The following is a 21,020-nucleotide window of genomic DNA, read 5'->3' as shown; positions in this document are numbered from 1 at the left end:
AGATACCCGGGTGCGCAAGTGCGGGCGAAGGGGGAGCAGGACGTGGACGAGACGCGGCAAGGGCCCGCCCGGCGGTCCGGACTGGCCGGAGGTGTCGTGACGGCAGTCCTGGCCGTGGCCGCCTGCGCGGGGCACGCGACCAAGGCTGACCTCCCCTGGTGGGCCGTCCTCGCCGTCGCCGTCTCGACGGTGGGTCTCGCCGGCTGGACCCGGCGCCCGGATCGGCCGTCGGCACGGGCCGGCGGCCGAGTCCGCATGCGGTAGGGTTGACCTGCGTGATCACGCGGTTCACCCGCGCGAGACGCATCGGGACGTGGCGCAGCTTGGTAGCGCACTTGACTGGGGGTCAAGGGGTCGCAGGTTCAAATCCTGTCGTCCCGACTTTACGAAGTCGCAGGTCAGGGGCCGTTTCAGAGGAGATCTGAAACGGCCCCTTGATCATCAGAGCGAGGCGAAAACGCTGGATGGTGTGGCCTGATGACACCGCCCGACACGGCGTGCACGCAGACCCTCCCGAGGTCGTCGCACTGGGGCTTTGGCATGGAACGGTGACGCAACCGCCCCTGTCAAAGCACCGGGAGCAGCGCTAACCGGAATTGAACTGTCCGATTCTTCCGGGGCGTGGACGTGGGCTCCAAGCAGGTGACGGTGCCTCGGCGGCACCCCAAGACCAACGGGCCTTTCCCTCTGAGCCCTGACACCTTGGGCACCTCGGGACGCGGATCTTTGCCGACGCCATGTCTGCCTCGGATCTGACTGATGAGTCATTTGGTGTCAGATGTCCTTGATGTCGCGTTGGATGATCTTTAGTGTTCGCCGGGAGGTAAGCACTGCGAGGCCCGAGCCCGTGCCACCGTCCGGAAGCGAGGTGTGGAGCGCGTGCACGCGAGGGGACACCCCAGAGGGACGCGATGGCTGCGGGCGTTCGCCGTACTGCCGTTGCTTGCGTCGGCGCTCGCCGCCTGTGGCAGCGACGAAGGCTCCGGCAGGCCCACCCTCAACTGGTACAACTTCCCCGACGACTCCGGTGCGCTCCAGAAGGCCGCCGACCGGTGCAGCCAGGCGTCGGGCGGCCGCTACCGGATCAGCTACAACAAGCTCCCGCGTGCCGCCGACGGTCAGCGTCAGCAGATGGTCCGCAGGCTCGCCGCCGAGGACGACTCGCTCGACATCCTGGGCCTGGACGTCACCTGGGCGGCGGAGTTCGCCGAGGCGCGCTGGATCCGGGAATGGACAGGAGCGGCGAAGCGGCAGGCCGTCGAGGGCACTCTGCGCGTACCGCTGCAGACCTCGACCTGGAAGGGCAAGCTGTACGCCGTCCCGTACAACACCAACACCCAGCTCCTGTGGTACCGCAAGGACCTGGTGCCCACACCGCCCAGGACCTGGGCCGAGATGCTGGACATGGCCGGCGCCCTCGCCCGGCAGGGCAAACCGCACTTCGTCGAGATCCAGGGCGCCCAGTACGAGGGTCTGACCGTCTGGTTCAACACCCTGATCAACAGTGCGGGCGGCTCCATCCTCAACGCGAGCGCGACCGAGCCGTCCCTCGGTCCTCCCGCTGTGCGGGCTGCGGGGATCATGCGTGAGCTGGCGACGTCCCCGGCCGCGGACCCCTCCTTGCCCAACCAGATGGAGGACCAGAACCGCCTGGCCATGGAGTCGGGGGTGGCGGCGTTCGAGCTCAACTACCCCTTCGTCTATCCGTCGATGAAGGCGAACAACCCCGAGCTGTTCAAGAACTTCCGCTGGGCGCCGTACCCCCGGGTCGACGCGAACCGCCCGGCACGGCCCACCATCGGCGGCATCGACCTGGCGGTGAGCGCCTACTCGCGCCACCCGGACCTGGCCTTCGAGGCGGCACTGTGCCTGCGCAACAGGGAGAACCAGCTCACCGCCGCGCTCGAGGGCGGCCTGCCGCCCACCCTGCGCGCCCTGTACGACGAGCCCGCGTTCATGAAGGCGTACCCCTTCTCCGCGGAGGTGCTGGCCGCGCTGGAGTCGGCGAGTGTGCGCCCGATCACTCCGGTCTACCAGAACGTGTCGATCGCGGTCTCCCACACGCTGTCTCCGCCGTCCGGGATCAAACCGGAGAGCTCCGTCAACACCATCAGGGAGCAGATCGACGATGCCCTGCGATCCGAGGGTGTGATCCCGTGAACCACCACCTTTCGCACCACGTCGTCGCCCGGCGCAGCAGCGCGCGGGCCTCGTCCCCGGGCGGCCCGAGATGAGCACGCGGGCGCAACCCGCCGGAGCCCCACCGCCCCCCGAAGCGGAGACGGAGCGGAAGGGGCCGGAGCAGGCGGCACTGTCGGCGGGCGCCCGGCAGGAGCGGCGGCTCGGCTGGCTGCTCTGCGCGCCCGCCGTCGTCGTCATGATCGCCGTGACCGCCTACCCCATCGGGTACGCCGTCTACCTGTCCCTCCAGCGGTACGACCTGCGCTTTCCCGGACGGGCGGAGTTCGTGGGCCTGAGCAACTACGGAGCCGTGCTGTCCTCCCCGTTCTGGTGGGACGCGTTCTGGGTGACGCTGTTCATCACAGCGGTGTCCGTGGCGATCGAACTGGTCCTCGGAATGGGGCTCGCCCTGGTGATGCATCGCACGATCTTCTGGCGCGGCGTCATCCGCACCTCGGTCCTCGTTCCCTATGGGATCGTCACCGTGGTCGCCGCCTTCTCCTGGCAGTACGCCTGGACACCGGACCTCGGATACCTCGCCGAGTTGCTGCCCAGCGGAGAGGCTCCGCTGACCGAGCAGTGGCCCGCCCTCTGGCTGATCATCCTCGCCGAGGTGTGGAAGACGACGCCGTTCATGGCCCTGCTGCTGCTCGCGGGCCTCGCACTGGTCCCCGAGGAGACCCTGAAGGCGGCCATGGTGGACGGTGCCACCGCATGGCAGCGCTTCACCAAGATCATGCTGCCGCTGATGAAGCCGGCCATCCTGGTGGCCCTGCTCTTCCGCACACTGGACGCGTTCCGGATCTTCGACAACATCTACGTCCTGACCGCGGGCGCCCAGGGGACCGGCTCGCTGTCGATCCTCGGGTACGACAACCTGTTCACCGCGCTGAACCTGGGCATCGGGTCGGCGATCTCGGTCCTGATCTTCATCTGCGTCGGGATCATCGCCTTCACCTTCGTCAAACTGTTCGGCGCCGCCGCACCCGGCGCGGAGGTGAAGCGCTGATGGCCGCCGTGGGAAAGACACATGCCGCCCGATGGGGCGTCCTGAACGTGGTGGTGGTGCTGTACGCCCTGTTCCCGGTGTGGTGGATCGCCGCGCTGTCGTTCAAGGACCCCGGCACCCTGACGGACGGTGACTACATCCCCAGGGACTGGACCTGGGAGAACTACCGGGGCATCTTCGAGACCGCCGAGTTCACCCGTGCGCTGATCAACTCGATCGGCATCGCCCTGATCGCCACGGTGATCGCGGTGGCCCTGGGCACCATGGCCGCCTACGCGGTGGCCCGGCTGCGGTTCCCCGGCAAGCGGGTACTCATCGGCATGTCCCTGCTGATCGCCATGTTCCCGCCGATCTCCCTGGTGTCACCGCTGTTCAACATCGAGCGGATCATCGGGATCTTCGACACCTGGATCGGGCTGATCATCCCGTACATGACCTTCTCCCTGCCTCTGGCGATCTACACCCTGTCGGCGTTCTTCCGGGAGATCCCCTGGGATCTGGAGAAGGCCGCCAAGGTCGACGGGGCGACGCCCGCGCAGGCCTTTCGGCTGGTCATCGCGCCTCTGGCCGCGCCGGGCGTGTTCACCACGGCCATTCTCGTGTTCATCTTCTGCTGGAACGACTTCCTGTTCGCGATCTCGTTGACGTCCACCGAGTCCGCGCGCACCGTGCCCGCCGCGATCGCGTTCTTCACCGGGAGTTCCCAGTTCCAGCAGCCCACAGGGTCGATCGCCGCCGCCGCTGTCGTCATCACCATCCCGATCATCGTTTTCGTCCTGCTCTTCCAGCGGCGGATCGTCGCCGGACTGACCTCCGGGGCAGTCAAGGGCTGAACGGGGAAGGCAAGGAGGCACCATCCATGGCCGAGATCATCCTTGAGGGAGTCACGAAGCGCTTTCCCGACGGGTCCCTCGCCGTGAAGGACGTGGACCTCGAGATCGCCGACGGCGAGTTCGTGATCCTGGTCGGTCCGTCGGGATGCGGCAAGTCCACCACCCTGAACATGATCGCCGGGCTCGAGGACATCACGGAAGGCACCCTGCGCATCGGAGACCGAGTCGTCAACGACCTGGCTCCCAAGGAACGAGACGTGGCCATGGTGTTCCAGAGCTACGCCCTGTATCCGCACATGAGCGTCCGGGAGAACATGGGCTTCCCGCTGCGCCTGGCGAAGGTGGACAAGGACACCATCGACGCCAAGGTGACGCACGCCGCCCGGATCCTCGACCTCACCGAGCACTTGGACCGCAAGCCCGCCAACCTCTCAGGCGGTCAGCGCCAGCGGGTGGCCATGGGGCGGGCGATCGTCCGTGATCCCAAGGCGTTCCTGATGGACGAGCCACTGTCCAACCTGGACGCCAAACTCCGGGTCCAGATGCGCACTCAGATCTCCCGGCTGCAGCGGAGCCTCGGCACGACCACCGTGTACGTCACCCACGACCAGACCGAGGCGATGACGCTGGGCGACCGCGTCGTGGTCATGAGACAGGGCCTGGTCCAGCAGATCGGCACACCCGCCGAGCTGTACGACCTGCCGCGCAACATCTTCGTCGCCGGCTTCATCGGCTCCCCGGCGATGAACTTCCTGAACGCCACTCTGGAGGGTGGTGCCCTGCGCTCGCCCCTGGGCGACCTGACCCTCGACGACCGTACGAGGCAGGCGCTGGAACGCCAGAACGCGCCCCGTGAGGTCATCGTCGGGTTGCGACCGGAGGCATTCGAGGACGTGGCCCTGTCACATGACCGGGACCGGACGGGCCCGGTCTTCACCGTCACCGTGGAGGTACTGGAGTCCCTGGGCTCCGATGCGTATGTCTACTTCGCCGCGGAGGGCGGGCCCGCGACAACCACCGAACTGGAGGAGCTGGCCAAGGACTCGGGCCTGCGCGACACCGGCGCCGACACCAGTCACCTCGTGGCCCGCCTGGACGCCGCCACGCGTGCCCGCGAGGGAGAACCGCTGGAGCTGCGGGTCGACATGGCCAAGGCCCACGTGTTCGACCCGGCGACCGGAGCGAACCTCACGCATCCGGTGCGGGCGGACTGACGAGGCACCACGCGGCCGAGCCGGGCCACCACCGTGATGGAGGCCACCCGTGTGCATCCGCATCCTGTGTGTTTGCCGTCGCGTCGGCCGGAAAGTGGCTCTGTAGCCACCGGACGCGACAGTCCAGTGGACAGTGACCGAAAGCCGGAAAGAGGAGGTTCGATGTCCTCGAAGCGACGTCGCAAGAAGAAGGCCCGCCGCAAGAACGGCGCGAACCACGGCAGCCGTCCGCAGTCCTGAGAAGCCTCGCGGGCGCGCCGACGCAAACGGGTGGGTGGCAGGTGCCACCCACCCGTTTGCGTTCGCAGGCAGAGGTCCGCCCCGCCCAGGTGTGCGTACGCCCGGTGGAAGAGACCGAGCAGGGGACGGGGACCGGGACGCCACGGCGCGTAGGAGCGCCCCTCACCGCACGGCTCGAACAGGTGCTGTCGGCGAGGGCCGGGGAGATCGGCGGGTCGCCGTGGTGACGAGACGCCGCACACCCTTCGGTCACGCGGAGGACCGCAGCCCGTCGGCCGTGGGCGGCACTTCGCCCCGTCTGCCCTCGCCGGCCGCCTGATGCCGGGGGAGGGACTGCTCCGGGGCAGCGGGCCGGCGGTTCTTCCCGGCGCGGTGGCGCGACCAGCACCCGAACGCGGTCTGCGCCCCGTAGTGCAGCAGATTGACCGTCACCACGGCCGGGGCGACGATGCCGACCGTCTTGGGGAAGTCGCGTTCCAGGGTGAGAGCGAGCAGCACCGCCGTGAGGCCGTTCTGCTGGCCGATTCCCAGCAGGACGCGATCACGTCCGGACAGGCCGCGGACGAAGAGCGGCATGAGCAGCACGGCCACCACCGCCTGCGCCGTGAACGCCGAGACACCGAGCAGCAGCCCCGGCCCGAGCGACACCCCCTGGGCGACGAACAGGCCCAGCACGGCGGTGGCGAGCAGGAAGGCACTGGTGACCGCCCGCGCGAGAGGGCGGGCGAACGCCTGCGTACGGAGGAACAGCCCGGCCACCGCCACGGCCAGCATGAGCATGTTCACGGCGGCGAGCAGCAGCATGACCACGACCAGGACGACGGCCAGAGGTGTCGCCGGGCGCCGGGGGCGCACGGGCTCCCTCCCGGACCGGCGCGCCGGCCACAGCCTGCCGCCCGCCCACCACGCCAGCAGGGCACCGGCCAGCAGCAGCGCGTTCAGCGCCAGTCCGAGTACGTAACCCTGGGCACCGCCGCCCACCACCGAGGGCGTGCCCTCGTGACCGGCCGCCGTGTAGGCGTAGCCGGCGACGTACAGCGTCAGCAGGACCGTCATCGGGTCGTCGAAGGACGCCCACGCCGTGAGCAGGGACCGGGCGCGCTGCGACATGAGCCCGTCCTTGCTGAGGGCGGTCACCGACAGCGGGTCGATCTGCGCGACGACGATGCCGAGGATCAGGTACTCCGGGCGGTCGAAGGCCAGGACCATGACGCCCGAGATCAGCCCGGCCTTGAGGACGACCCCCAGCGTGACGGCGGCCACCACACCCCGCAGGTCACGGCGCAGATCGGCGAGGTCGATGCCGTGCGTGCTGCCGTACAGCCCCACGGCGAGCAGCAGCCCGGTGGCGACGACGTACCCCGTGGTGCCGACGAGAGGCGCCGGGTCCGCGGCCAGGCCGGTCAGGGTCCCCGCGAGCAGCGTGGCCAGCGCTCCGAGCAGAACGGCCGGAACCGCCGGCAGCTTCGACCGGCGGGCATGGTCATGTCGAGACCTCTCCACCTGCTCCCCCCATCCCCCGGGTGGTACGCCGCGAGCGTAGTCGGGCCTGTGGCACCTCATGCGCTTGGTGATACGGACGTAAAACCACGAGAGCAATCAAGCGTAGATGTCGGTATCAGGACGGCGGAACACCATTGCCGGCCGTTCCTTGCATGCCCGGGGCCGACGGCCACTGAACGCTCGTCACCCGTTGAGCGGATCCACGGCGTCCCGGCCGGTGCGCCCGTCTCCGCCCCCGGCCGCCCCCGGACGGCATCACGTCCGTCGGGCGTGCGCCCCCGCCCCGGCCGGACGTCGGCGTGAACGAGCGGCTCGCAGGCGCATGCGCCTGCGAGCCGCACGCGGCCCGCGAGAGCCGGTGGTCCCCGGCACATGGCGTGGTCGAGGACGTCACCCACCCCCATGGGCGACGTCCTCGACCGCTCCCCCGGTGCCGGACTGTGGCTCAGGTTCCCGCGCGGCGGATCCGTGCCGTCACCAGCACATCACCGCCGACCCGCCGCAACCCCAGGCGGAGTACAGGCGTACGCGGACGACGTAGCGGCGGCCCTTGACGAGCCGGGCGCCGATCGTGGCGCTGTGCGGAGTTCCCCCGTCGTCCCGGCCGGCGAGGTAGCGGGGCTCCCCGTCCCGCTCCTCGAAGAGCACCATGACGGCGTCGCAGTCGCCGAAGACGGCCAGCGTGTACGTACGGGTCTCCGGCGGGTCGATCACGAAGTCCGCCTGCTCGGCGGGGCCGACGCCGAGCGGCGCCGAACGGAACGGCACCAGCGCGGGCGAACCCTGCGGATGCGCCGGCGGATACCAGCGCAGCACGGCCTCCTTGTCGGCGGCGGACAGCGTGCCGGGCGGGTTCAGGCCCCCGCGGTACTCCTCCGGCTCCAGGATCAGTCCCGGCGGGAACGGGAACTCCATGATCGACTGCGGGTCCCAGACGGAGCCGTCGACCTCGTCCGGGCCGAGCTTGCGCAGGATGTTGTAGTGCGTCCGCTCCCGGCTCCAGTGGTGGGGCGGCCCCGCCAGTTCGGCGTACACGGCCTCGTCGTCCCAGTGGATGCCCGCGCACGGGTTCTGGTGCTCGTGCAGCAGGCCGAGCGCGTGGCCGATCTGGTGCAGGGCCGTCCCGCGCTCCCCGGGCGCGGTCAGGTCCCAGCCGAAGTTCATGGTGCGTTCCTGCCGACCCGCCGACAGCGCCTCCCGGCCCACCCTGGACCAGGAGCCGTCGCCGGCCTGGAACCCGATGCGCAGTTCGGCCTCCGAGCGGTCGCCGACCTCGGTGAAGGTGATCCCGATGCCGAGGTCCTGCCACTCCCGGAAACACCCGCGCACCACGTCCTGCTGCTCTTCGGCGCCGGCCCACGGCACCCGTCGCGTCATCCCCCTCCCCGGCACGGGGATGACGGAGGCGTCGGAATCGCCGCCGAAGAACCAGTAGTGCAGAACGGTGCCGCTGACCCACATCCGCCGCCCGCTCGCGAGCGCGCTCAGCCGCTCGGCCGCCAGCCCCGGTGCGAAGGCGGGCGCCGGCGCCTGTGCCAGCGAGCAGTAGCGTGCGGTCATGGGCCACAGCCTGCCCCGCTCCCCGCCCCGGGCGCCTGAGTCGGGGGCTACTCAAGTCGCCCTGTATCAAACGTGAGTAGCCGCGCTCATGTCTGTGTGATGACTTACGAGAGGGACGCGACGACGCTGGAGCTGCCCTGGCCGTTCACCGGGCGGGAGGACGAACTGGAGCTGATCCGCCGGTCGTTGACCGGCATGCGGCGCGGCATCGTGGTGACGGGCCCGGCGGGCTGCGGGAAGACCCGTCTCGTCACCGAGGCGATCCGCGGCACCGACTGCGCCCGGGCGGCCGGCACGCCCGAGAGCCGGACCGTCCCGTTCGCGGCGTTCGCCCATCTGCTGCCCGAGTCGGTCACGCTGCACCGCGCGGTCCGGATGCTGTCCGGTGTCCGCACGCTGCTGGTGGACGACGCGCACCTTCTCGACGACGCCTCCGCCGCCCTGGTCCACCAGCTCGCCGTGCACGGCCGCACCCGGCTGCTGGTCGTCGCCACCGACGGGGCACCCGTGCCCGGCGCGGTCGCCCGGCTGTGGACCGGTGAACTCCTGCCGCGCCTCGCGCTGGAGCCACTGCCGGAGGAGGAGACCGGCAGGCTGATCACGTCCGGCGCCGGTCCTCTCGACGCGCTGACCGTCAACCGGCTGCGCCGCCTGAGCCAGGGCGACCTGCGGCTGCTGCGCGACCTGCTGGGCGCGGTGCGCGGGCGGCTGACCCCGGTCCAGGACACCGGCGAACGGGCGTGGCGGGGCCCGGTCCCGCTGACCACGGCCGTACGTGAACGCACCACCGTCCTCGACCGGGCCTGCCCCCTCGAACGCGAGACCCTCGACCGCCTCGCCTTCGCCGAGCCCCTGCCCACGAACCTGGACGACCTGAACCTCGGGGCTCTCGAAGTGCTGGAGTCGGACGGCCTGATAGAGGTCGACGACCACGGTGCCGTCCGCCTGGCCCACCCCCTGTCCGGGCCGGTGCTCCGGGCCGCGGCGGGCCGGCTGCGGGCCCGCCGGCTGGCTCGCGCACCGGAGGAGTACGCCGCCGCCCTCGACGCCGAGTCCGCGGCCCTGGCCCACCGGATCGACCGGGCCGACGTACGGGCGACGGCCACACCGGTGGGGGAGTGGCTGGTCGCCGAGGGCGGCCCGCTGCCGGGCGGGTACGCCGCGGTGCGCGCCCGCTACGCGCGCCTGCGCGGGGAGGTGAGGGACGCCGCGGCCTGGGCCCGGGAAGGCCTGCTCAGCGACCCCGGCCACGCCTCCTGCCGGGCGGAACTCCACCGCGCCTCGGCGACGGCGGACAGCCCCGGCGCCCTCGACCCGGAAACGCTCACCGACCCCTACGACGCCGTCCGCCTCGGCGCCCCCGAGAAGGTCATCGACCGGCTCGACGGCGTCTTCGCCCGGCACGCCGACGCGCTCACCCGCGCCGACGGCCCGGACCTGGACGAGGTGGCCGGGGAACTGGAGCGGCGCGGCTTCCTGCTGTTCGCCGCCGAAGCGCACGCCCAGGCCGCAGGCGCCCACCGCGATCCACGCGCCGCCCGGCACTCCCGCACCCGGGCCGTCGCCCTGGCCCGGCGCTGCCAGGGCGCCCGCACCCCCGCACTGTCCGGGCTGGTCCTCGGCGAACTCACCGCCCGGCAGCGGCAGATCGTCACGCTCGCCGCGGCCGGCCTGACCAACCGGCAGATCGCCGAACGCCTCACCCTGTCGGTCCGCACCGTCGGCAACCACCTGTACAGCGCCTACGCCCGGCTCGGCGCGAGCGACCGCGGCGCCCTGCCGTGGGAGGCCCACGCCCCGGAAGCCCAGCCGGCCTGAGCCGGGCACCCAGGACCGGCGGCCTGACCCGAACAGGGGACGGGTCAGGCCGCCCCGAACGCCGAGAACGCCCACCCCGTGGCCTGGTGCAGGGCGTCGCCCGGCTGGGCGGCCCGGGCATCGCGCAGCGCCTCCGCCAGGGACAGGCCGGCGTCGAGGCCCTTGTGCAGCGCCAGCATCAGCGGCACCACCGCGGCGTCGTTGACGGGTGCGCTGCACGCCACCACCCCGGCTGTGCCGAGCGGCAGCAACGCCGTGACCAGGCCGAGCAGTTCGTCGGCGCCGACCGAGGCGAGGCGGGCGGTGTCGCAGCAGGACAGGATGATCCGGTAGGGGCTGCTGTCCAGCCGCTCGAAGTCGTGCACGACGATCGGCCCGTCGGCCATCCGCAGGGAGGAGAACAGCGGGCTGTCCGCGCGGAACGTGCCGTGCGCGGCGATGTGCGCCAGCGCGGCCCCGTCCAGCTCCTCCAGCACCCGTGGCACCCGCGCCTCGCCCTCCTCCAGGACCGTCGCACGGCCGTACCGGCCGGCCAGTTCGGGCACCTCGGCGCCGCCGGTCGCCAGGCCCGGGCCGCGCACCAGCACAGGGCGGCCGTCCGGCGGCGGAGTGGTCTCCCGGGCCCGCAGCCAGCTGCCCGCCGACGGTGACACGCTCAGCACCCGCTCCCGCAGCGACGGCAGCAGCGCCCATGGCACCCGGTGCAGCCGTCCCGGCGGCACGATCACCACCGGCCCGCCGCCCAGGTGCGCCGCGGCCGGTCCGAGGAGCAGCTCCTCCAGTCGCCGCCCCGCCGCCTCCACCACCGGAAGCCGGGCCTCCGCCCCGGGGTGGGCCAGCCGCCGCAGCCCGGCCTGGACGTGCTCGGCCTCGGTCTCCGCCTCGGCGAGCAGCCCGGCCTCGAACCGGCGCACCCGCCCCCGCCCGCACAGCAGCACCTGCACCCGGCCGCCGAGCACGGCGAGTTCCACCAGCAGGACCTCGTCACCCAGCCGCTCCAGCAGCCGGCCGACGTCGAACCGGTCCCCGTCCCCGAGCGCATCGCCCCGCATGTGCAGGGTCCGGGAGCGGATCTCCCGCTCCAGGCGCCGCTGTTCGCGCTCCAGCGCCACAACCGGCCGGCCCTCCATCCGGGCGGCCTCCGCACGCGAGGCGATCTCCCGGAAGGCCGTCATCCCGCTGAGCAGCTCCGGGTCGGCGGGCGGCCTCGTCGGCGGGGTGGACAGCACGGTCGCCCGCCAGCGCTCGCTCCACACCAGCAGCCGCCGCGGCCCGCCGGAGACCAGACTGGCCCGCTGCGCCAACGCCGCCAGTTCCGCGCCCTGTTCGGTGGCCCGGGCCCGCAGCTCCGAAGCACCCAGCGTCATCCGGTGATCGTCCAGCACGTCCAGACCGCGCCGGCAGGCCTCCAGCACCCCCCGGGCCGACCCGGCGGCCTGCGCCCGCAGCGCCTGCGCCGCCCAGCCCGTCAGCCGGGCCAGCGGCGGCCCGCTGCGCCGGCTGCGCGCGGCCACGGCCAAGTGCCGCTCCGCGTCCGCCGTCCAGCCAAGGTCCAGCGCGATCCGGCCCGCGAGCAGCGACGCCTCCGGCGCGGCCGGGGCGCCGAAGGAGGCCAGCTTCCCGGCCACCGCGGCGGCGTCGGCGACCAGCCGCCCCGAGCCGCGCCCGGCCGCGTGCCGCGCCTCGATCAGCACCAGCCGGGCATGCGTCTCCCACCAGGTGCGCCGCTGCCCGGCGAACAGCCGTACCGCGAGGGCCGCGCGGGCGATCGCCGTGTGCGCGTCGCCGGCCAGTCGCGCGGCCCGCGCGGCGGCCAGCAGCAGCTCCGCCTTGCGGGTGGACTGCCCGCCGATCCCGTCCAGCTTCCCGATGGCCGCGTCCGCCTCGGCCAGCGCCTCCGGCGCGAGCCCGGCCGCCATCAGCACCTCGCAGCGCCGGATGTTCAGCATGAACGTCGGCGTGCCGAGCCGGGCGTACCGCTCCTCCGCCTCGTCCAGCAGCCGCAGCGCCACCGGTACGTCCCCCGACCGGAACGCGGCCAGGCCCCGGCTCTCCACCGCGTCGGCCTTGTCGTGCTCCTGGCCGGTGGTGTCCCACAGCGCCTCGGCCGCGGTGAAGTCCGCCTCCGCCCGCTCCACCGACCCCAGCGCCAGATGCACGGTGGCCCGCAGGGTCAGCGCCCGTGCCGTCCAGATCACGTCCTCCGCCTGCCGCAGCACCGGCACCGCCCGGCGCACGTCCTCCAGCGCCTCGCGATGGTGACCGAGCACCCACCACACGTAAGCCCGCCGGTACAGCACCCGGGCCCTGGTGTGCCCGCCGCCGCGCGCCGCACCCCGCTCGAACGCCGCCAGGCCCTCCCGGGTGCGGCCCGCGTGCACCAGCGCCACGCCCAGCGTGGCCAGCACGTCCGCCTCCCGGTCGGCCGAGTCCGCGCGCGCCGCGCACCGACGGGCCCGCCGCAGATGGTGCAGCGCGAGCCGCAGATCGCCGAAGTCCCGCTGCCAGATGCCGATGACCTGGTGGGCGACGGAGGCGTCCAGGGGGGACGGATCGGCGTCGAGCAGCGCCCGGGCCCTCGCGAGAGCCTCGCCCGGGTCGGCGAACACCATCGGCAGCAGTTCCGTAACCGAGTCGCTTCCCGCTGTCACGCCTCGGATGGTAGTGGCCCCGGAGCGCAGCCCACAGGTGCCGCCCTGTATCAAGGGACGGCCCGGCGGCTCTGGATGACGACCGCTCAGCGGCACCGACCGACGCCCGTCGCACCACGCCGTCGCACCAACGGGAGGACCCGCCATGGCACCTCAGCGATTCCACGAGCAGTTCGACCAGATCCAGCGCTCGATGCCGGACGTCCCGCTGGCGATGGGCCCCGACGACTCGGCGGAGTTCATGTACGAGAAGGGCGTGGTCCTCGTCCGCGACGGTGAGGAGGCCCGGATCGTCGAGGACACGGTACGGGCGCACTTCACGGCGGCACCCGACCTCGACCAGGAGCAGATCCGCCGCGCGGGCCCGCAGACCAACCGCAGCGGCATCACCCGCATCCGCGTCGGCGACCCCGGGGAGGGCGGCCGGGACGCCGACCGCGCCGTCGCGCACGCCCTGCGCTCCGTCCGGGAGCGGGAGTCCCGGGCCGGGCACCGGATGGTCGCCCGCAACCACGTCGTGCACATCGCGGTCAACGCCTGCCCCGGCGACGAACCCGTCCCCGCCCCGCTCAGCGAGCCGCCCAACCCGGCCGCCGCCGGCACGCCCCACGACCCGGACACCGCCGTCGGCGTCCTCGTCATCGACACCGGCCTCATGCACGACTACCGCTCCTGTGGCCTGCTCGCCCACACCGGCGGCGACGCCCAGCTTCAGGAGTGCGACGACCAGGGCATCCTCCAGCAGTACGTCGGACACGGCACGTTCATCGCCGGACTCGTCGCCGCCGTGGCGCCCAACACCGACATCACCGTGCGCGGCAGCCTCAACGACGCGGGCGCCATCCTGGAGTCCGAGTTCGGCGAGAAGCTCTTCGAGGCCGTCGACGCCGGCGGCTGGCCCGACGTGCTCAGCCTCTCCGCCGGGACCTCCAACGGCCGCGCCGACGGCCTGCTCGGCGTCGAGACCTTCATGCGGGAACTGCGCGAACAGCACACCCTGCTGGTCGCCGCCGCCGGCAACAACGGCAGCGCCGCGCCCTTCTGGCCCGCCGCCTACGCCGATCTGCCCGGCTGGGAGGACTCCGTGCTGTCGGTCGGTGCCCTGCGCAGCGACGGCGAGTACGGCGCCTGCTTCACCAACCACGGCCCCTGGGTGAAGGTCTACGCCCCCGGAGAGCGCCTCATCAGCGCCCTCACCGGCTTCGACTCGCCCGTCCCGTACGTGTACCAGCACTCCACGTACGACGCCTGCCGCTACGGCTTCTCCTACGGCTGCACCTGCCAGCACCCCCGCCACAGCGGCGTGCTGAGCGACGAGGGCAACGCCGCCAAGCCGGACCAGGTGATGTTCGAGGGGTACGCGCAGTGGAGCGGAACCTCCTTCGCCACCCCCGTGACCGCCGGCCTGGTCGCCGCCCACATGACGGCGCACAAGGAGACCGACCCGCGCGCGGCCCGGCGGCAACTCCTCGCCGCCGACGCGGAGGTCGCGGAGGTACGCGGCGCGCAGGTCCCGGCGCTGCGTCCGCCCACCTGGCGCCCGGTGCCGGTCGTGCGCCTCGGCCCCGGGCTGTGAGGACCGGAGCCGCCCCCTCCGCGGCGTACGATGACGTGCCGTATTCGAGGGGTGGGGCTGCCGTGGACCGTACTGATGCCGGCGCGCTCGTCCAGGCAGCCGCCGATGGTGACGCGGCGGCCTGGAAGGCGCTCGTGGAAGGGCTGAGCCCGCTGGTCTGGTCCGTCGTCCGGGCCCACCGGCTCTCCGACGCCGACGCCCACGAGGTCTACCAGACGGCCTGGTTCCGCTTCGCCCAGCACCTCGGGCGGATCCGCGAGCCCGGCAAGGCGGGCGCGTGGCTGGCCAGCACCGCGCGCCACGAGTGCCTGAAGGTCATCCGCAGTGCGCAGCGGCTGACCCTGACGGACGATCCGCGGCTGCTGGACCGGGTCAGCGAGGACGGCACGCCCGAACAGTCGCTGCTCGACTCGGAGGAGGCCGCCGCGCAGAGCGAACGCGTCCGGCGGCTGTGGCAGGAGTTCGAGGAACTCGGCGAGCGGTGCAGGCAGTTGCTGCGCGTGCTGATGGCCACGCCGCCGCCCAGCTACCAGGACGTGTCCGCCGCGCTCGGGATCGCGGTGGGCAGCATCGGGCCGCTGCGCCAGCGCTGTCTGCGGCGTCTGCGGGCCCGGCTAGAGGCACGGGGGGCGATGTGAGCGACATGAACGGCGACAGGTACGACGACGGACTGTACGACCACGACCTGTACGAGGACGATCTGTCCGGCGAAGGGGACTTCGGCGACGAGGAGTTCGACGCGGGGATGCTGGAGGAGGAGCTGCGGCAGGCCGCCGCCGTCCTCGACCCGGTGCCGGCGGAGCTCCAGCAGATCGCGGTCGACGCCTTCGCGCTGCACGACCTCGACGCGCGCGTGGCCGAGCTGACCTTCGACTCGCTGGTCGACGCCCTGCCGGTCCGGGGCGCCACCGATGTGCCCCGGATGCTGACCTTCCGGGCGGGGGAGGTGACCGTCGACATCGAGGTGACCGCGCAGGGGCTGATGGGACAGGTGCTGCCGCCGCAGCCCGCCCGCATCGAGATCCTCGGCGGGCCGCGGCCCGGCTCCCCGCTCACGGCCGACGACCTGGGCCGCTTCACCGGCGACGTGCCGCCGGCCGGGCCGTTCGCCCTGCGGCTGAACACCGGCGGGGACGTGGTGGTGACGGAGTGGCTGCGGGCCTAGACACCCGCTTCGAGCCCGTTCAGCCGGACACGGCGTCGACCAGCCCGGCCAGTGCGGCGGCCAGTCGCTCCAGGCCGGGCCCGGCGGGACCGCCCGGCTCGGTCATATAGGTGTCCCGGCGGATCTCCACCATGAGCGCGCTCACCTCGGGCCGCTTGCCGTAGAACTCCAACGGGACGTAGGTCCCGCCGAACGGGGTGTCGAGCTCCGTCTCCCCGAACGCCTCCCGGGCCGCTTCGAGCAGCGCGGGAGGCGTGTGGAAGGAGTCGGTACCGAGGCAGACCGGCGGGCGCGGCCCCTCCCCGTGCAGTTCGTACGGCAGCCTCCGGCTCGGGTAGGAGTGCACGTCGATGATCACGGCCCGCCCGGTGACGTCCAGCCGGTCCGCCACGGCCCGCGTCATCGCCCGCGCGTACGGCTCGAAGTACCGCTCGACGAGGGGCGTGACATCGACGCCGTCCGGCCGCAGCACCCCGCCGTGCGTGGTCCGCGTGTAGACCGCCCCCATGCCGACGGCCAGCATCTTCTCCCGCTCGTCCGGAAACCGCTCCGGATCGACCACCAGCCGCGACAGCCGATTGACGAACCGCCACGGTGTGCTGCCGGCCGGCCCGGCCGCCACCTCGGCGATCTGCGCCGTGTGCGCGTCCGTGATGTGGTCCAGCTCCCGCGCCAGCTCCTCGTCGCCGAGCACGATCCCCGCCCGCACGGCGGCCGGTATCTCGCGTGCGGAGTGCGGCACATGGAGGATCACCGGGGAGCCGGCGGCTCCGGGCAGCAGCTCGAAGGACGGCGGTTCGCTCACGGGGCGGCTCCCAGGGCGTTGTCAGTGGTGTCCGGCAGGATCAAGGTGCCACATCGCCGAGACCACGAGGCTGAGGACGCATGCCGATCAGCAACGAGCGGGTGAGCACCCATCCGTTCCTCCGGGGGCTGTACGAGGACGCCTACTACCCGGACCACGTCGTGGACCGCGGCCGCGCGATCCTGCTCGCCCTGTGCGAGCGCATCGAGCGGGAGCGCCCCGCCGGCCTCGCCGCGTTGTACGCGCTGACCCGGGCGGCCACGGAGGACTTCAACGATCTGGAGGCCGCGTTCGAGGCGGCGGGCAGTGAGATCGAGACCGTGGCCCGGGAGGAGATAGCCGGGGACTTCGACTTCGTCGCGCGGGCGTACGGCTTCCCGGACGCGGACGTGGAGGAGCTGATCGCCACGCGGGAGTGGTGAGGGCCGGGGGAGGGGCGCACACGGCTCCGCCCCGGCCGGGCGCTGTGCCGGCCGGGGCGGAGTCAGCGGGCCGAAGGGGCCCGGAGCGTCAGCTCAGGGACGCCAGGGCCTCGTTCCACGTGCTGGACGGGCGCATGACCTCCGCGGCCTTCGCCGGGTCGGGCTGGTAGTAGCCGCCGATGTCGACCGGCTTGCCCTGCACGGCGCTCAGCTCGTCGACGATCTTCTGCTCGTTCGCGGCGAGCGTCTCGGCGAGCGGGGCGAAGGCCTTCGCCAGGTCCGCGTCGTCGCTCTGCCCGGCCAGCTCCTGCGCCCAGTACAGGGACAGGTAGAAGTGGCTGCCGCGGTTGTCGATGCCGCCGACGCGCCGGGTCGGGGACTTGTCCTCGTTGAGGAAGGTCGCCGTGGCGCGGTCGAGGGTGTCGGCCAGGACCTGGGCGCGGGCGTTGCCCGCCACCTTCGCGAGCTGCTCGAAGGACGGCACCAGGGCGAAGAACTCACCCAGGGAGTCCCAGCGCAGGTAGTTCTCCTTGACCAGCTGCTGCACGTGCTTCGGCGCGGAGCCGCCCGCGCCCGTCTCGAACAGGCCGCCGCCCGCCATCAGCGGGACGACCGACAGCATCTTGGCGCTGGTGCCCAGCTCCAGGATCGGGAAGAGGTCGGTCAGGTAGTCACGCAGGACGTTGCCGGTGACCGAGATCGTGTTCTCACCGCGGCGGATGCGCTCCACCGACAGCTTCGTCGCCTCGACCGGGTTGAGGATCCGGATGTCCAGGCCCTCGGTGTCGTGCTCGGCGAGGTAGGTGTTGACCTTGGCGATCAGGTTGGCGTCGTGCGCGCGCGTCTCGTCCAGCCAGAACACCGCCGGGTCACCGGTGGCGCGGGCGCGGGTGACGGCCAGCTTCACCCAGTCCCTGATCGGCGCGTCCTTGGTCTGGCAGGCACGGAAGATGTCGCCGGCCGAGACGGTCTGCTCGATGAGCGCGGTGCCGTTGCCGTCGACGAGGCGGACGGTGCCCGTGGTGGGGACCTCGAAGGTCTTGTCGTGGCTGCCGTACTCCTCGGCCTTCTGCGCCATGAGGCCGACGTTCGGCACCGAGCCCATGGTGGACGGGTCGTAGGCGCCGTTGGCCCGGCAGTCGTCGATCACGGCCTGGTAGACGCCCGCGTACGAGGAGTCCGGCAGGACCGCCAGGGTGTCGTGCTCCTGGCCGTCCGGGCCCCACATGTGGCCCGAGGTGCGGATCATGGCCGGCATGGAGGCGTCGACGATGACGTCCGAGGGGACGTGCAGGTTCGTGATGCCCTTGTCGGAGTCCACCATCGCCAGCTCCGGGCCCTCGGCGAGCTCGGCGTCGAAGGAGGCCTTGATCTCGGCGCCCTCCGGCAGGGCGTCGAGGCCCTTCCAGATGCCGCCCAGACCGTCGTTCGGGGTGAGGCCGGCCGCGGCGAGCTTGTCGCCGTACTGCGCGAACGTCTTCGGGAAGAAGGCGCGCACCACGTGGCCGAAGACGATCGGGTCGGAGACCTTCATCATCGTCGCCTTCAGGTGCACCGAGAACAGCACGCCCTCGGCCTTGGCCTTGGCGACCTGCGCGGTCAGGAACTCGCGCAGCGCGGCGACGCGCATCACGGAGGCGTCGACGACCTCGCCGGCGAGCACGGGTACGGACTCGCGCAGCACCGTGGTGGTGCCGTCGTCGCCGACGAGCTCGATGCGCAGCGCGCCGTCCTCGGCGATCACCACGGACTTCTCGGTGGAGCGGAAGTCGTTCTGGCCCATGGTCGCCACGTTGGTCTTGGACTCGGGGGTCCAGGCACCCATGCGGTGCGGGTGGGACTTGGCGTAGTTCTTGACCGAGGCGGGGGCGCGCCGGTCGGAGTTGCCCTCACGCAGGACCGGGTTCACGGCGGAGCCCTTGACCTTGTCGTAGCGGGCGCGGATCTCGCGCTCCTCGTCGGTCTTCGGGTCGTCCGGGTAGTCGGGCAGGGCGTAGCCCTGGCCCTGCAGCTCGGCCACGGCGGCCTTGAGCTGCGGGATGGACGCCGAGATGTTCGGCAGCTTGATGATGTTGGCGGCGGGCGTCTTGGCCAGCTCGCCGAGCTCCGCGAGGGCGTCCGGGATGCGCTGGTCCTCGCTCAGGTACTCCGGGAACACGGCGATGATGCGCCCGGCCAGCGAGATGTCGCGGGTCTCCACGGCGACACCGGCCTGCGAGGCGTACGCCCGGACCACCGGCAGGAAGGAATACGTCGCCAGTGCGGGGGCCTCGTCAGTGTGCGTATAGATGATGGTCGAGTCAGTCACCGGGTGCTCCGCTCCACGTCTGCAACATTGCTCGACATCAAGATATCTCGTGAGCGACCTCGTCTCGACAGGGGTCCGCGACCAGTTTCGTGCAACCGATCGCCCCGTTCCCGTGTCTGGGAGAGAGATCACTCACTCCAAGCCACGGCCGGACCTGACCACCCGGCCGTCCGAGCGGAAGCTGACCATGAGATATCGCACCAGAGTGACGGCCCCCGCGGCCGCGCTGATCGGCACGGCGGCGGCACTCACCACGGGGATTCCGGCCCAGGCGGCCCCCGGCACCGGCGCCACCCCGGGCGCCGAGACCCTGGGTGACCCCGTCTACCCCGCCCTCGGCAATGACGGATACCGCGTCTCGGCCTACCACCTCGACTTCGCCTACGACGCCACGACCAAGCTCGTCGAGGCCACCGCGACCCTGACCATCCGCACCACCCAGGCCCTGAGCCGCTTCTCCCTGGACGCGCGCGGCCTGGACATACGCTCCGTCCGGGTCGGCGGCCGCACGGCCGCCTTCGAGCAGGTGGCCGAGAAGCTGCGGATCACCCCCGCCCGTCAGCTCGCGGCGAAGGCCCGGGTCACCGTGTGCGTGGCCTACGGCGCCGACCCGCGCCGGACCCCGCCGCCCGCCGGCGGCTGGGTGGCCACCCCGGACGGATTCGCGGTGTGCTGCCAGCCGGACCTGGCACACACCGTCTTCCCCTGCAACGACCACCCCTCCGACAAGGCCGACTTCACGTTCCGCCTCACCGTGCCCGCCGGGCTGCGGGGCGTCGCCAGCGGCAGCCTGGTGCGTACCGAGCAACTGGCAGGCGACCGGACCGCGTACACGTACCGCTCCCGTTCGCCGATCGCCACCGAGGTGGTGCAGATCACCGTCGGCGACTATGTGATCAAGGACCGGCAGGGCCCGCACGGTCTGCCGCTGCGGGACGTCGTCCCCGTCGCCAGGGCCGCCGCCCTGGAGCCCGCCCTGGCGCTCACCCCGGCGCTGGTGTCGTGGGTCGAGCAGCGGCTCGGCGCGTACCCCTTCGAGACGTACGGCCTGCTGCCCTGCAACAACGACGCCCCGGACGCCTTCGACTTCACGGGCCTGGAGACCCAGACCCTCACCATCTACAAGCCGAACTACCTCCTCCAGGAGGAGAGCAAGATCGGCTCGCACATGATGCACGAGCTGGTCCACTCCTACTTCGGCAACAGCGTCAGCCCCGCCACCTGGGCCGACCTGTGGCTGAACGAGGGCCACGCCGACTTCTACGGCCTGCTGTACCGCTACGAGCGCGGCTGGCCCGACTCCAAGGGCATGACCACCATGGAAGCCCGGATGAAGGACACCTACGCCCTCGGCGACCAGTGGCGCCAGACCTCCGGGCCGGTCGCCGCACCCACCGCGGCCACCCTGTTCGACAGCCAGCGCTACCTGGGCGGCGTGCTCGTGCTGTACGCGCTGCGCCAGCAGGTCGGCGAGGCGGCCTTCACGGCCCTGGAACGCACCTTCCTGGAGCGCTACCGTGACTCCTCGGCCTCCACGGAGGACTACATCGCCGTCGCCTCGGAGGTCTCGGGCCAGGACCTGACCGGCTTCCTGCGGGACTGGCTGTACGGCACGAAGACGCCCCGGATGCCGGGCCACCCGGACTGGACCGTGACGCCGGCGAAGGCGTCCCTCTCGGCACCGCGCGACCGGAGGGACAGCCACCACCACGAGAACTCCGCGACGCTGTGACGA

The 21,020-nt window shown here is 72.1% G+C and carries 17 protein-coding genes and 1 tRNA gene; 13 read left to right on the top strand and 5 right to left on the bottom strand.

Annotated features, from left to right (window positions below):
* Window positions 1-42 precede the first annotated feature (42 nt).
* The 7 genes from HNR57_RS01130 to HNR57_RS40800 all read left to right on the top strand — a co-directional run bounded on the left by HNR57_RS01130 (window position 43) and on the right by HNR57_RS40800 (window position 5,477).
* On the top strand, window positions 43-264 hold the full coding sequence (locus HNR57_RS01130) for a hypothetical protein (protein WP_184554529.1): 222 nt from the start codon (window positions 43-45) through the stop codon (window positions 262-264).
* A 43-nt stretch (window positions 265-307) separates the two neighbouring features.
* Window positions 308-381: transfer RNA gene (locus HNR57_RS01125), tRNA-Pro, on the top strand.
* Between the two features lie 498 nt (window positions 382-879).
* Window positions 880-2,160: an ABC transporter substrate-binding protein gene (locus tag HNR57_RS01120; RefSeq protein ID WP_376772133.1), complete on the top strand. Its 1,281-nt coding sequence runs from the start codon at window positions 880-882 to the stop codon at window positions 2,158-2,160.
* A gap of 70 nt (window positions 2,161-2,230) precedes the next feature.
* On the top strand, window positions 2,231-3,190 hold the full coding sequence (locus tag HNR57_RS01115; RefSeq protein ID WP_246554119.1) for a carbohydrate ABC transporter permease: 960 nt from the start codon (window positions 2,231-2,233) through the stop codon (window positions 3,188-3,190).
* Window positions 3,190-4,023: a carbohydrate ABC transporter permease gene (locus HNR57_RS01110; protein ID WP_142156932.1), complete on the top strand. Its 834-nt coding sequence runs from the start codon at window positions 3,190-3,192 to the stop codon at window positions 4,021-4,023. Before HNR57_RS01115 ends, HNR57_RS01110 begins: the two co-directional genes overlap by 1 nt.
* A 26-nt stretch (window positions 4,024-4,049) precedes the next feature.
* Window positions 4,050-5,237, top strand: coding sequence for an ABC transporter ATP-binding protein (locus HNR57_RS01105; protein WP_184554525.1), 1,188 nt, complete (start codon window positions 4,050-4,052; stop codon window positions 5,235-5,237).
* Between the two features lie 162 nt (window positions 5,238-5,399).
* Window positions 5,400-5,477, top strand: coding sequence for a 50S ribosomal protein bL37 (locus HNR57_RS40800; protein ID WP_370443954.1), 78 nt, complete (start codon window positions 5,400-5,402; stop codon window positions 5,475-5,477).
* A gap of 249 nt (window positions 5,478-5,726) precedes the next feature.
* Here HNR57_RS40800 and HNR57_RS01095 read toward each other — a convergent pair whose 3' ends face one another.
* Both HNR57_RS01095 and absR1 read right to left on the bottom strand, forming a co-directional pair.
* A complete protein-coding gene (locus HNR57_RS01095) occupies window positions 5,727-6,980 on the bottom strand; it encodes a cation:proton antiporter (RefSeq protein WP_184554522.1) in 1,254 nt (417 codons plus the stop codon).
* A 474-nt stretch (window positions 6,981-7,454) separates the two neighbouring features.
* On the bottom strand, window positions 7,455-8,540 hold the full coding sequence (absR1, locus tag HNR57_RS01090; RefSeq protein ID WP_184554519.1) for a beta-glucuronidase AbsR1: 1,086 nt from the start codon (window positions 8,538-8,540) through the stop codon (window positions 7,455-7,457).
* Between the two features lie 99 nt (window positions 8,541-8,639).
* Between absR1 and HNR57_RS01085 the strand changes: the two genes are divergently transcribed.
* On the top strand, window positions 8,640-10,358 hold the full coding sequence (locus HNR57_RS01085) for a LuxR family transcriptional regulator AbsR2 (RefSeq protein WP_184554517.1): 1,719 nt from the start codon (window positions 8,640-8,642) through the stop codon (window positions 10,356-10,358).
* Between the two features lie 44 nt (window positions 10,359-10,402).
* Here HNR57_RS01085 and HNR57_RS01080 read toward each other — a convergent pair whose 3' ends face one another.
* Window positions 10,403-12,970 (bottom strand): CHAT domain-containing protein, encoded by a 2,568-nt coding sequence (locus HNR57_RS01080; protein ID WP_184556456.1) that lies wholly within the window; start codon window positions 12,968-12,970, stop codon window positions 10,403-10,405.
* 184 nt (window positions 12,971-13,154) lie between these two features.
* Here HNR57_RS01080 and HNR57_RS01075 point away from each other — a divergent pair, with 184 nt between their 5' ends.
* The 3 genes from HNR57_RS01075 (at window position 13,155) to HNR57_RS01065 (ending at window position 15,750) form a co-directional block, all read left to right on the top strand.
* Window positions 13,155-14,585: a S8/S53 family peptidase gene (locus HNR57_RS01075; protein WP_184554513.1), complete on the top strand. Its 1,431-nt coding sequence runs from the start codon at window positions 13,155-13,157 to the stop codon at window positions 14,583-14,585.
* A 62-nt stretch (window positions 14,586-14,647) separates the two neighbouring features.
* A complete protein-coding gene (locus HNR57_RS01070) occupies window positions 14,648-15,223 on the top strand; it encodes an RNA polymerase sigma factor (RefSeq protein ID WP_184554508.1) in 576 nt (191 codons plus the stop codon).
* 5 nt (window positions 15,224-15,228) lie between these two features.
* On the top strand, window positions 15,229-15,750 hold the full coding sequence (locus tag HNR57_RS01065) for a hypothetical protein (RefSeq protein ID WP_184554506.1): 522 nt from the start codon (window positions 15,229-15,231) through the stop codon (window positions 15,748-15,750).
* Between the two features lie 19 nt (window positions 15,751-15,769).
* Here the strand turns inward: HNR57_RS01065 and HNR57_RS01060 are convergent, their stop codons facing one another.
* Window positions 15,770-16,555 carry an N-formylglutamate amidohydrolase gene (locus tag HNR57_RS01060; protein ID WP_184554501.1) on the bottom strand — a complete coding sequence of 262 codons (786 nt, stop codon included), beginning with the start codon at window positions 16,553-16,555 and terminating at the stop codon, window positions 15,770-15,772.
* Between the two features lie 80 nt (window positions 16,556-16,635).
* Between HNR57_RS01060 and HNR57_RS01055 the strand changes: the two genes are divergently transcribed.
* Entirely contained in the window at window positions 16,636-16,977 is a 342-nt protein-coding gene (locus HNR57_RS01055; protein WP_184554499.1) for a DUF5713 family protein, read from the top strand.
* Between the two features lie 88 nt (window positions 16,978-17,065).
* Here the strand turns inward: HNR57_RS01055 and HNR57_RS01050 are convergent, their stop codons facing one another.
* The gene (locus tag HNR57_RS01050; RefSeq protein ID WP_184554496.1) at window positions 17,066-19,285 is read right to left on the bottom strand and encodes an NADP-dependent isocitrate dehydrogenase; all 2,220 of its coding nucleotides are present in this window, start codon (window positions 19,283-19,285) and stop codon (window positions 17,066-17,068) included.
* A 187-nt stretch (window positions 19,286-19,472) separates the two neighbouring features.
* On the opposite strand from HNR57_RS01050, the gene HNR57_RS01045 reads away from it, so the two are divergent.
* Window positions 19,473-21,017: a M1 family metallopeptidase gene (locus HNR57_RS01045; protein WP_184554395.1), complete on the top strand. Its 1,545-nt coding sequence runs from the start codon at window positions 19,473-19,475 to the stop codon at window positions 21,015-21,017.
* The last annotated feature ends 3 nt before the right edge of the window (window positions 21,018-21,020 follow it).

This window comes from Streptomyces paradoxus, from assembly GCF_014202475.1.
In the GTDB taxonomy this organism is placed as follows: domain Bacteria; phylum Actinomycetota; class Actinomycetes; order Streptomycetales; family Streptomycetaceae; genus Streptomyces; species Streptomyces paradoxus.
The sequence above is the reverse complement of the archived record's forward strand: the minus strand, read 5'-3'. Positions and strand labels throughout refer to the sequence as shown.

What these genes read in the sequence shown, in the direction of transcription:
- HNR57_RS01110 (WP_142156932.1), top strand. Translation starts at nt 3,190, where the DNA reads ATGGCCGCCGTGGGAAAGACACATGCCGCCCGATGGGGCGTCCTGAAC.
- HNR57_RS01085 (WP_184554517.1), top strand. Translation starts at nt 8,640, where the DNA reads ATGACTTACGAGAGGGACGCGACGACGCTGGAGCTGCCCTGGCCGTTC.
- absR1 (WP_184554519.1), bottom strand. Translation starts at nt 8,540, where the DNA reads ATGACCGCACGCTACTGCTCGCTGGCACAGGCGCCGGCGCCCGCCTTC.
- HNR57_RS01075 (WP_184554513.1), top strand. Translation starts at nt 13,155, where the DNA reads ATGGCACCTCAGCGATTCCACGAGCAGTTCGACCAGATCCAGCGCTCG.
- HNR57_RS01055 (WP_184554499.1), top strand. Translation starts at nt 16,636, where the DNA reads ATGCCGATCAGCAACGAGCGGGTGAGCACCCATCCGTTCCTCCGGGGG.
- HNR57_RS01065 (WP_184554506.1), top strand. Translation starts at nt 15,229, where the DNA reads ATGAACGGCGACAGGTACGACGACGGACTGTACGACCACGACCTGTAC.
- HNR57_RS01045 (WP_184554395.1), top strand. Translation starts at nt 19,473, where the DNA reads ATGAGATATCGCACCAGAGTGACGGCCCCCGCGGCCGCGCTGATCGGC.
- HNR57_RS01080 (WP_184556456.1), bottom strand. Translation starts at nt 12,970, where the DNA reads ATGGTGTTCGCCGACCCGGGCGAGGCTCTCGCGAGGGCCCGGGCGCTG.
- HNR57_RS01105 (WP_184554525.1), top strand. Translation starts at nt 4,050, where the DNA reads ATGGCCGAGATCATCCTTGAGGGAGTCACGAAGCGCTTTCCCGACGGG.
- HNR57_RS40800 (WP_370443954.1), top strand. Translation starts at nt 5,400, where the DNA reads ATGTCCTCGAAGCGACGTCGCAAGAAGAAGGCCCGCCGCAAGAACGGC.
- HNR57_RS01115 (WP_246554119.1), top strand. Translation starts at nt 2,231, where the DNA reads ATGAGCACGCGGGCGCAACCCGCCGGAGCCCCACCGCCCCCCGAAGCG.